The 9,087-nt window shown below is 70.3% G+C and carries 9 protein-coding genes; all 9 read left to right on the top strand.

The window, feature by feature from the left end:
- Positions 1 to 308 precede the first annotated feature (308 nt).
- A complete protein-coding gene (locus FIF60_RS18055) occupies positions 309 to 1,412 on the top strand; it encodes an ABC transporter ATP-binding protein (RefSeq protein WP_144299684.1) in 1,104 nt (367 codons plus the stop codon).
- A gap of 153 nt (positions 1,413 to 1,565) precedes the next feature.
- Positions 1,566 to 2,600, top strand: a complete 1,035-nt coding sequence (locus tag FIF60_RS18050; RefSeq protein ID WP_144299683.1) for an ABC transporter substrate-binding protein — start codon at positions 1,566 to 1,568, stop codon at positions 2,598 to 2,600.
- A gap of 39 nt (positions 2,601 to 2,639) precedes the next feature.
- Complete coding sequence (locus tag FIF60_RS18045) at positions 2,640 to 3,887, top strand: ABC transporter permease (RefSeq protein WP_144299682.1); 1,248 nt, start codon at positions 2,640 to 2,642, stop codon at positions 3,885 to 3,887.
- The gene (locus FIF60_RS18040) at positions 3,884 to 4,672 is read left to right on the top strand and encodes an ABC transporter permease (RefSeq protein ID WP_144299681.1); all 789 of its coding nucleotides are present in this window, start codon (positions 3,884 to 3,886) and stop codon (positions 4,670 to 4,672) included. The genes FIF60_RS18045 and FIF60_RS18040 overlap by 4 nt, the downstream gene beginning before the upstream one ends.
- A complete protein-coding gene (locus tag FIF60_RS18035) occupies positions 4,669 to 5,742 on the top strand; it encodes an MlaE family ABC transporter permease (RefSeq protein WP_144299680.1) in 1,074 nt (357 codons plus the stop codon). The genes FIF60_RS18040 and FIF60_RS18035 overlap by 4 nt, the downstream gene beginning before the upstream one ends.
- Positions 5,742 to 6,548, top strand: coding sequence for an ABC transporter ATP-binding protein (locus FIF60_RS18030; RefSeq protein WP_144299685.1), 807 nt, complete (start codon positions 5,742 to 5,744; stop codon positions 6,546 to 6,548). The genes FIF60_RS18035 and FIF60_RS18030 overlap by 1 nt, the downstream gene beginning before the upstream one ends.
- A gap of 18 nt (positions 6,549 to 6,566) precedes the next feature.
- A complete protein-coding gene (locus FIF60_RS18025) occupies positions 6,567 to 7,601 on the top strand; it encodes an MlaD family protein (RefSeq protein WP_144299679.1) in 1,035 nt (344 codons plus the stop codon).
- The gene (locus tag FIF60_RS18020; RefSeq protein ID WP_144299678.1) at positions 7,598 to 8,200 is read left to right on the top strand and encodes an ABC-type transport auxiliary lipoprotein family protein; all 603 of its coding nucleotides are present in this window, start codon (positions 7,598 to 7,600) and stop codon (positions 8,198 to 8,200) included. The genes FIF60_RS18025 and FIF60_RS18020 overlap by 4 nt, the downstream gene beginning before the upstream one ends.
- A gap of 11 nt (positions 8,201 to 8,211) precedes the next feature.
- Positions 8,212 to 9,087 carry an MBL fold metallo-hydrolase gene (locus tag FIF60_RS18015; protein ID WP_144299677.1) on the top strand — a complete coding sequence of 292 codons (876 nt, stop codon included), beginning with the start codon at positions 8,212 to 8,214 and terminating at the stop codon, positions 9,085 to 9,087.

Here is a 9,087-nt window from a genome sequence, read left to right as displayed (position 1 = left end):
CGCCGCGAGCGCCTCGGGGGCGACGATCAAGGCCGCGGCGAGGGCGGTCAAGGCGCCCCACAGCCCGACCGCGACGACGACCGCCGCCGCAGGCATCGCCGTGGCGCCGCCGGCGCGGACGGGTGGGCGCGCGTCGGCCCGGGGCGGTGCTTCGCTGCGCATGTCCATGCCGCACGGTCGCACCGGATGGTGAATCGACCGCTAATCTCCACAGCCTCTGCCCGGTCCGTTCCGCCTTCGGCAGGGCGCGCCCCGCGGCCCCGGGAGCGGCTTGCAGGGCCGGTTTCCGGCTGCCAGTCTTGCGCCACATGAGAGGGCAAGACGACACGCTCGTCCGCTTCCGCGGTGTCGAGAAGAGCTATGACGGCCAGCGCTACGCGGTCCGGCATCTCGACCTCGACATCGCCCGCGGCGAGTTCCTTACCCTGCTCGGCCCCTCCGGCTCGGGCAAGACGACCACGCTGATGATGCTCGCGGGCTTCGAGCAGCCGACGGCCGGCGAGATCCTGCTCGACGGGCGGCCGATCGCGCGGCTGCCGCCGCACAAGCGCGGCATCGGCGTCGTGTTCCAGTCCTACGCCCTCTTCCCGCACATGTCGGTGGCCGAGAACGTCGCCTTCCCGCTGTCGGTTCGCGGCGTTGCGAGGTCCGAGCAGGCAAGGCGGGTCGAGCGCGCGCTCGACATGGTGCGGCTGCCCGATCTCGGCGCACGGCGTCCCTCGCAGCTCTCCGGTGGGCAGCAGCAGCGCGTCGCGCTTGCCCGCGCGCTGGTGTTCGAGCCGCCGCTCGTGCTGCTCGACGAGCCGCTCGGCGCGCTCGACAAGCAGCTGCGCGAGGAGATGCAGCTCGAGATCCGCCACATCCATGAGCGGCTCGGGGTAACGATGGTCTATGTCACGCACGACCAGGCAGAGGCGCTGACGATGTCGGACCGTATCGCCGTGTTCCGCGACGGCGCGATCCGCCAGCTCGATACGCCCCAGGCGCTCTATGAGCGGCCGACGGATGCCTTCGTCGCCGGCTTCGTGGGCGAGAACAACCGCATCGCCGGAACGGTGGCGGAGCGCGACGAGGACATGACCGCGATCGCGCTTGGCGGCGGCCGACGCCTCTGGGCCCGCCAGGCCGATGCCGGCGGCCCGGGCTCCCCTGCTCTGCTCTCTGTCCGGCCGGAGAGGATCGCCGTCGCGGCCGGAAGCGCCGATGACCTTGGCGAGAACGCCCTGCCCGCGACGGTCGCCGAGGTGATCTATCTCGGCGACCATGTGCGCCTGCGGCTCGCGCTGGAAGGCGGGGTCGAGATCACCGCCAAGCGCCCGGCTGCGGCGGCGATGGCGGGGCTCGCCCCTGGTGCGCAGGTCGCCGTCGCCTGGCAGCCGGAGCATGCCGTCGCCTTCGCGCCCGGGGACTGAAAGCAGCGCCCGTCCTGATGGTACCGATCCCGGTTCCATCAGGACGGGCTAAGCTACCTTACCGTTTCAAGAGGTGCTCGAGCCGGCGTTGAAATCCCGAGCCTCCGGCCGCTACCGTGTTCCGCCGGGGCCATCCGCGATCAGGAGAGAGAGATGAGGCGTTTCCTACTTGCCGCCGCGGGCGCGGCGTTCGTTCTCGCCGCGGCGCCGGCTTCGTCGCGCGACCTGACGATCGTGTCCTGGGGCGGCGCCTACCAGGATGCGCAGCGGGAAGTCTATTTCCGCCCCTTCAGCCAGGCGACCGGCATCCGCTTCGTCGAGGACAGCTGGGATGGCGGCATCGGCGTGCTTCGCACGCGAATCCAGTCCGGCAACAACACCTGGGACCTCGTGCAGGTTGAGAGCGAGGAGCTCCTGCTCGGCTGCGAGGAGGGGTTGTTCGAGAAGCTCGACTATTCGCGCATCGGCGGGCGCGACCATTACCTGCCCGAGGCGGTGCATGACTGCGGCATCGGAACGATCCTCTACAATTTCGTCCTCGCCTGGGACAAGGACAAGTTCCAGGGCACGCCGACCTGGGCGGATTTCTGGAATGTCGAGCGCTATCCGGGCAAGCGCGGGCTCCGGCGCGGCGTCAAGCTGAACCTCGAGTACGCGCTTCTGGCCGATGGCGTTCCCGCGAACCAGGTCTATGACACGCTGCGCACGGAAGCGGGCGTCGAACGGGCCTTCCGCATGCTCGACAGGCTGAAGCCGCACATCGTCTGGTGGCAGTCCTCGGCGCAGGCGCCGCAGATCCTCGGCGCGGGCGAGGTGCTGATGACGTCCTCGCCGAACGGCCGCATCACCAACGCCAACCGCACCGAGCGGCGCAACTTCGGCATCCAGTGGACGGGTTCTCTCTACACCATCGACAGCTGGGTGATCATGAAGGGAAGCCCGAACGTCGAAAGCGCCTATCGCTTCCTGAGCTTCGCCTCCAACCCCGCGGTGCAGGCGAAGCTGATCCCGCTCATCCCCTATGGCGGACCAGCGAAGGGGGCGAATGAGGGGCTGAGCCCGGCGCTTCTCGCCGAGAGCCCGACCAACCCGGCCAACCTCTCGGTTTCGCTGATGATCGACGACCAGTTCTGGCTCGACAACCTCGACAAGCTGTCGCAGCGCTTCAACGCCTGGGTGGCCCGATAGGGAGGACGCGCGGGGGCCAACGCGCTCGCGCGGCATTGCGTGGCACACGTCGCGGCAATCGAGACCGGCAAGGCGGCCGCAGCGCTTGCCCGCCGGGCGAGGCGGGCAGGGTACGGGCAGAAGGTCTCTGCCGCCCTGCTCGTCCTGCCGTTGCTTCTGTTCGTTCTCGTCGCCTTCGCCGCACCCATCGGCGCGATGTTGAAGCGCGGTGTCGAGGACAGGGAGGTCGCCCCCGTCCTGCCCCGCACGATCGGTGCGCTCTCCGGCTGGTCGGGCACCGCGCTGCCCGACGAGCCTGTCTTCGCTGCGCTTGTGGAGGATCTGCGCGAGGCGCGAGCGGCCGGCACGCTGCCCTCCGCAGCGAGCCGGCTGAACCATGACCAGGCCGGGCTGAGGACGACGCTGATCGGCTCCGCCCGGCGCCTCGCCGCGCCATTCGAGGGCCCTGCCCGCGAGGCGGTTCTGCGGGCCGACCCCGCCTGGGGCCAGCTCGAGACATGGGGAGCACTCGCGCGCGCCCGCGGACCGTGGACCGATTTCTTCCTTCTCGCCGCGCTCGACCTCAAGCGCGACGCTGCTGGAACGATCCGCGCGGTGGCGGAGGAGCAGGCGGTGTTCCGCACCGTGTTCGGGCGCACCTTCTGGATCGCCGCGATGGTCACCGCCATCACGCTCGTGCTCGCCTATCCGCTCGCGGCGCTGATCGCGCTCTCGCGCCCGGCCGTCGCGTCGGCGCTTCTGTTCGCCGTGCTCCTGCCGTTCTGGACGAGCCTGCTCGTGCGCACCGCGGCATGGATGGTGCTGCTCGCGCGCGAGGGGGTGGCCAACCATGCGCTCGTCGCGCTCGGGCTGTTCGGCGCGCCGCAGCAGCTCCTGTTCAACCGCTTCGCCGTCGTGGTGGCGATGGTCCACATCCTCCTGCCCTTCATGGTGCTGCCGCTCTACGCGGTGATGCGGCAGATCCCGCCCATCCATCTCCGCGCCGCTTCGAGCCTCGGCGCGCATCCCGTCTCGGCGTTCCGCCGCGTGTGGCTGCCGCAGACGCTTCCCGGCATCGGCGCGGGCTGTCTGATGGTGTTCATCCAGGCGCTCGGCTTCTACATCACGCCCGCCCTGCTCGGCGGCGGGGCGGACCAGATGCTGCCCTACTTCATCGGGTTCTATGCGAACCAGACGGTGAACTGGGGCATGGCGGCCTCCCTTTCGCTGCTTCTTCTCGCGGCGACGCTCCTGATCGTCGGGCTCTATGGCCAGCTGGTCGGCTTCGGCGCGGTGCGCACGTCATGAGCGCGATCAGGCTCGCCTGGTGGGTCGTCGGGCTCGCGGTCGCGGTGTTCCTCGTCGCCCCGCTCCTGGTCATCGTTCCGCTCTCTTTCAGCGATGGCAGCTTCCTGCACTTCCCGCTTCCGGGCATCGGGATGCGCTGGTACCGCGCGTTCTTCTCCTCGGATTTCTGGCTCACCGCGCTCTGGAACAGCCTGACCATCGGCATCGCCTCGACGATCGTCGCAACCGCGCTCGGCACGCTCGCTGCCATCGGGCTCTGGCTTGCCGTCATTCCCGGCGCATCGGCGATCATGGCGGTGCTTCTCCTGCCGCTCGTCGTGCCCGCCATCATCACCGCCGTCGCGCTCACCTTCGCCTATGCCCCTGTCGGCCTCGCCTCGACGCATGGCGGGCTGATCATCGCGCACGCGCTTCTCGCCTCGCCCTTCGTCGTCGTCACGGTCGGCGCGACGCTGTCGCAGTTCGACAGGACGCTCCTTCGCGCAGCCTCCTCCTGCGGCGCGGGGCCCGTGACGGCCTTTCGCCGCGTGATGCTGCCGGTGATCCTTCCCGGCGTCGTCGCCGGCGCGGTGTTCGCCTTCGCCACCTCGCTCGACGAAAGCGTGGTCGTCCTGTTCCTCGCAGGTCCGTCGCAGCGCACGCTGCCACGGCAGATGTTCGCCGGGCTGAAGGACACGATCGAGCTCACCATCCTCGCCGCGGCGACCATGCTCGTCGTCCTCTCGCTCGTCCTGATGCTGCTCGTGCGCTTCCTCTCGGCGCGCGGCGAGGCGAGGCGGCCATGACGGCGCTCGTTCTCGAGGGCCGGCTCGATGCCGCGGCGGCGTCCTCCCTGTGGGAGCGGACGATGCGCGCCGCCTCCGCGCCGGTCGCGATCGACATCTCGCGCGTGACCTATTGCGACGGGGCGGGGGCGGCGCTCGTTCTCGCCGCCGCCGCACGCGCCAGGGCGGCGGGCGGCGGCGAGATCATCGGCGCGTCTGAGGATGTCGGCGCCGTCATCGCGCTTACCCGCAAGGGCGGCGAGGCGGCGGCCACCGGCCAGGTGGTGGCGCGGCCGCCGGAGAGCCTCGCCCTCGTCGTTGGGCGCGGCGCGGTGAATGGCGCGCGCGGCATGGGCGACAGCATCACGTTCCTCGGCGAGGCGATCTCGGCAACCGTGCTGACCGTGCTCCGCCCCTGGACGCTGCGCTGGGACGACACGATGCGCCACGCGGAGGAGGCGGGAACGCGCGCGCTGCCGCTCATCGTCATGCTCGGCTTCCTGTTCGGGCTGATCCTCGCCTTCCAGTCCGCCATCCCGATGCGCCAGTACGGCGCGGAGATCTTCGTCGCCAACCTCGTCGCCGTCTCGGTGTTCCGTGAGCTCGGCCCGCTTCTCGCCGCGGTGATCCTCGCAGGCCGATCGGGCAGCGCGTTCGCCGCGGAGATCGGCACGATGAAGGTGAACGAGGAGGTCGACGCACTGACGACGATGGGGCTCGACCCGTTCCGCTTCCTCGTCGTGCCGCGTCTGATCGCCGCCATCGCGATCATGCCGGTGCTGATCGCCGCGATGAACCTCGCCGCCGTCGCCGGCATGTCGACGGTGATGATGTCGCTCGGCTTCCCGCTCGTTGCCATCTCGAACCAGGTCGTCAGCTGGACGAGCATGGGCGACGTGATCGGTGGCGTGGCGAAGGGCATGGTGTTCGGCGCCGTCGTCGCCGGCATCGGCTGCGCGCGGGGCATGCGCACCGGGGCGGGGCCGCGCGCGGTGGGCGACAGCGCCACATCCGCCGTCGTCGGCGGGATCGTCTCGATCGTCGTGCTCGACGGCATCTTCGCTGTCATCTTCTACCTGATGGGCTGGTGATGGTGCCCGAGATCCCCCCCGCGCGCGGCGACCGTGTCGGCCCTGGCCCCGAGGCGCCGAAGGTCATCGTGGCGACGGGGCTGACCCAGCGCTTCGGGTCGAACACGGTGTTCGAGAATGTCTCCTTCGACGTGCGCGAGGGCGAGGTGTTCGTCATCCTCGGCGGGTCGGGCTGCGGCAAGTCGACGCTGCTGAAGCTGCTGATCGGGCTTCGCCGGCCGACGGCCGGGGCGATCAGCATCCTCGGCGAGGACCTGCTCGCCGCCGACGGGGAGAAGCGGCGGCTCCTGCTGCGGCGCTTCGGCGTCATGTTCCAGCTCGGCGCCCTGTTCGGCTCGATGACGCTCCTCGAGAACGTGCTCCTTCCCCTCGAGAGCTTCACCGACCTTCCCGCCGAGGCGCGGCTCGCCATCGCGCGGTCGAAGCTCGGCATGGTGGGGCTTGGCGATGCGACGCAGAAGCTTCCCTCCGAGATCTCGGGCGGGATGGTCAAGCGCGCGGCCATCGCTCGCGCCATGGCGCTCGACCCGCCGCTGCTCTTCCTCGACGAGCCCTCCGCTGGCCTCGACCCGATCACCTCGGCCGGGCTCGACCAGCTCATCCTGACGCTTGCGCGCGACCTCGGGGTGACCTTCGTGATCGTCACGCACGAGCTCGATTCGATCCTGACGGTTGCGGATCGTGTCATCATGCTCGACAAGGCGGCGCGGGGCATGATCGCGACCGGAGACCCGAGGGAGCTCCGCGCGACGAGCACGCAACCGACGGTGCGGGCGTTCTTCAACCGTATCGCCGAGGCAGCCTGAGGGCGGAAGGGAGGACCCGTGGAGTCGAAGACGATCTACTTCCGCGTCGGCGTGGTGATCCTCTCGGGGCTCGCCATGCTCGCCGCCCTGATCGTCTGGGTCGGATCCGATGCGTTCCGCTCCGCCGGCCGGCCTTTCGAGACCTATTTCGCCGAGAGCGTGCAGGGGCTCGAGGTCGGCTCGCCGGTCCGGTTCCGCGGCGTGCCGATCGGGCGGGTGACGCAGATTTCCATGGCCGCGGCCGAGTACGGGCAGGACGTGTCGCAGATCAGCGTTCTCTCCAACCCGGCCTATCGCTTCGTGGTGGTGCGGTTCGAGGTGTTCACCGACCGGATCGCCGCGCGCGAGATCGCCGAGGTGCGGCAGATGGTTCAGGGAGGGCTCAGGATGCGCATGGCGAGCCAGGGCATCACCGGCGTTCTCTATCTCGAGGCCGACTTCGTGGACCCGATCCGTTTCGCCGCGCTGCCCGTCCCCTGGGAATCGCGCTACCCCTACATCCCGGCCGTGCCGAGTACGCTCGCCCAGTTCCAGTCCGCCGCCGAGCGGGTGATGGCCCGGCTCGAGGCCGCGGACCTGCCGAAGCTCGTCGAGCAGGCGAATACCCTCGTTGAGGCGCTCGCTACCTCCGTCACGAGCGGCGATGCCTACCGCATGCTCGTCGAGGCGGGTGACCTCCTCGCCCAGCTTCGCACCAGCGCCTCCACGCTGTCGCCCGAAGCAAACGGCGTGCTCGCCGACCTTCGCACCACGCTGGAATCGCTTCGCACGATCCTCGAAAGCCGGGAGATGCGCGCGACGACGAGCGGCCTCGCGGCGACGACGCAGCGCCTGCCGCAGACAGCTGCGGCGATCGAGCAGGCGGCACGGCGGCTCGACGGCACCGTCACCGACGCCGACCGCGATCTCGCCCCGCTCCTGCGCGACCTGCGCGCGACGGCGGAGAACCTCAGGACAATCACCGAGAACATGCGCCAGTTCCCGAGCCAGTTCCTGTTCGGCGCCCCGCCGCCGCGCAACGGGCCTGTTCCTGCGCAGGGAGGCGGGCAGTGAAACGCCGTACCCTGCTGCTCGCCGCGCCGGCGATCCTGGCGGCCTGCTCGAACCCCCTGACCCAGCCTTTCCCTGACAAGAAGCTGTTCGTGCTCGACGTGCGGCGGCCGCAGCGCCTGCCAGCCAACCCGCGTGGCCGGGTGCTCGTCCTCCGCACGATCGCCGCCGCGCCGGGTGCGGAGCTCCGCGGCATCGCAACCCGCCTCGAGGGCGGCCAGGTGCGCACCGATTTCTGGAACGAGTTCTTCGCCCCTCCCGCCTCCCTCGTGCAGGACCAGCTCCGCACCTGGCTCGCCGACGCCGGCATCTTCTCCGCGGTGGTCGACCAGGGAACGCGCACCACGCCGGGCCTCGCGCTCGAGGGCGTGCTGAACGGCCTCTTCGCGGAAGGTGCTGCGACACCGCCGACGGCACGCGCGCAGATGCAGATGCTGCTTCTCGGGCTCGACAGGTCGCCGCCACGGGTGGTGGCGCAGGGCGAGTATGACCGCCGCGCGCAGATCGCCTCGCTCGAGCCGGCGGCGATCGTCGCCGGCTTCAACGTCGCGCTCGCCGCCATCTTCTCCGAGATCGAGGCGGCGCTGCGCCCCGTCGCATGAGCGTGACCTCGATGCGCCTGACCCTGCTCGGCACCGGCTGCCCGCAGGTCGACCCCGGGCGGATGGGGCCGGCCAATCTCGTGCGCGCAGGCGGCCGCGCCCTGCTGTTCGACTGCGGCTCGGGCGTGACGCAGCGCCTCGTTCAGGCGGGAACGCGCGGGTCCGAGATCGACGCGCTGTTCCTGACGCACCTGCACAGCGACCACGTGGTGGATTTCCACCAGCTTCTCGTGTCCTCCTGGCATCAGGGACGGACGCGGAGCTGGAAGGTATTCGGCCCTCCGGGCACGCTCGGCTTCGTCGAGCGCTCCGCCGCGCTGTGGAAGCCCGAGCTCGACATCCGCGTCGCACACGAGAAGCGGCCGAACGAGGCTGGGCTCGACGTCCAGGTGACGGAGTACGCCGACGGCCAGGCCTTCCGCGGCGGCGGCGTTACGGTGACCGCCGTGAAGGTGAACCACGATCCCTTTCCGGAAACGTATGGTTTCGTCGTCGAGCAGGACAGCCTGAGGCTGGTGATCTCCTCCGACACGGTGGCGTGGCCGCCCCTGATCGCCGCGGCGCGCGGGGCCGACCTTCTGCTGCACGAGGTATTCATCCGTCGCGAGATGCGCCCCGACCCGGACCACAGGCCGCAGGAGACGATCGACGCCGTCGCCTCCTACCACACGCTCTCGACCGAGGTCGGCCGCGTCGCGGCGGAGGCGGATGTCGGGATGCTTGTGCTCAACCACTTCGTGCCGACGCGCTTCGACGCCGAGGCGGTGGTGGCGGACGTGCGCGCCCACTGGCCGGGCGCGCTCGTCCTCGGCGAGGACCTGATGACCTTCGACATCGCGGCGCGTACGCTCAGCCACGCCGGCGCCACGGTGGCGTTCCCCCTCTGA

This window comes from Elioraea rosea (assembly GCF_007644105.1).
GTDB classification, from domain to species: Bacteria; Pseudomonadota; Alphaproteobacteria; order Acetobacterales; family Acetobacteraceae; genus Elioraea_A; species Elioraea_A rosea.
This window is presented reverse-complemented; position numbering and strand designations above follow the sequence as displayed.